General features: G+C 55.8%; 2 protein-coding genes. One reads left to right on the top strand and one right to left on the bottom strand.

The annotated features are described in order from the left end of the window. A partial coding sequence (locus VKV18_RS08075; protein WP_324200572.1) for an acetyl-coenzyme A synthetase N-terminal domain-containing protein occupies nucleotides 1–345 on the bottom strand: 345 nt, incomplete at its 3' end. Nucleotides 346–501: 156 nt separating this feature from the next. On the opposite strand from VKV18_RS08075, the gene VKV18_RS08080 reads away from it, so the two are divergent. Continuing rightward, nucleotides 502–1,432, top strand: a 931-nt coding sequence (locus tag VKV18_RS08080) for an MFS transporter (protein WP_324203699.1), incomplete at its 3' end; no start/stop codon positions are given.

Below are 1,432 nucleotides of genomic sequence, written 5' to 3' on the forward strand. Positions count from 1 at the left end.
TTGGCGGTAGGTGAGCGTTCTCGTATCGCCCGGCTCGCCCTCCCATAGAATGGCGACTTTATCGGGGTGTGTTTTTAGGTGTCGGTCTACGCAGTTCACGCTGACGTTAAGCTTGCCGCCCAGGAACCATTTGGCGTGAGGTGGGTTCCATTCAAGGATGCGGTGCCACGGTTGCATCCAATCCAACTCTGCAGCGAAATCGGCCCAAAACTTCTCGAAGTCCGCTGCAGCTCGGTCGTAGATTTCTGGGTCGCGTATATTGGCCTGGCGTGCGAACTCCGGTGGCGGAGGAAAGGCGTAGTCGAGCTGCCATCCGGCGGTGCCAGCTATTGTTTCGACGGTCATTTCCTTTGCAACTCCTTTGTCAATAAGGTTTCTAAAAACTTTTTTCTTCATCTTCTCCCGCGAATCCTGCTTTCGCCTTTTCAATAGGGAGGCAACAACGGGCTGCCTTCAAGGTAACATAGTTGCCGGCAGACGATGGCATAGGGCACACCCCTATTGCGTTGGGTTTCAAAAGGCATGGAGGGCACTCAGACGCAACACGTACAGAAAGCAGAGGTTGCCAACGCGCGTCCCCTTAACCGTTGGGAGGTGTTGAAAGGGCTGCAGATATCCATTTGGGAGGGGGCGGCGGCCACCGTATGGATCACGCTTACCGGTGGCGCCTTTCTCACGGGTTTTGCCATTTGGCTTCATGCGGATAGTTTTGCCATTGGCCTGCTAAGCGCTATCCCCACCTTAGCGGCTCTTATCCAACCGATTGCGGCCTACTGGGCGGAGCAGAAAAGCGCTCGTAAGCCGTTTGTGGCCTGGTGCTCTTTTTGTGGGCGCATGCTTTGGTTGCCCATTCTGCTTCTGCCCTTCTTGTTGCCAAAGTCGTTGGCACTGCTGGGTTTTCTGTTGCTCTTTACGCTCTCTTCTATCCTCACAAGCATGCCTCAGCCTGTCTGGACCTCTTGGATGTCCGACCTCGTTCCACCCGATCATCGGGGCCGTTATTTTGGGCGTCGCAACATGGTGGCCGGTTTTGTGGGCATGGTTGTTGGCATGTTGGCGGCCTGGTTTCTCGACCGTATGGTACATCGCCGCCACTCGGCGATGGGGTTTGCGGTGATCTTTGGGGTGAGCCTGTTGGGTGCCGTGCTTTCGCTTATCCTCATTTTGCGACAGCCGGAGCCGCCTCCCTCTTCGGTTACGACCCAAGGAGAGGAGCCACGACAAAGCTTTCTCGATCACTATCGTGCTCCGTTTGCCGACCCGAACTTTCGTGCGCTTCTGCTCTTTAGCACCGTGTTCTGCATCGGCCAGTTCGTGGCCGCCCCCTTTTTTACGGCCTACGGTCTGCAGATACTCCACCTGAACTATGTTTGGATGCAGATTCTCGCTGCCGTGGTGGGGGTCAGCAACATGTTGGGTATGCCCCTATGGG

Origin of the sequence: Chthonomonas sp. (genome assembly GCF_035294505.1) — a bacterium.
Taxonomy (GTDB): domain Bacteria; phylum Armatimonadota; class Chthonomonadetes; order Chthonomonadales; family Chthonomonadaceae; genus Chthonomonas.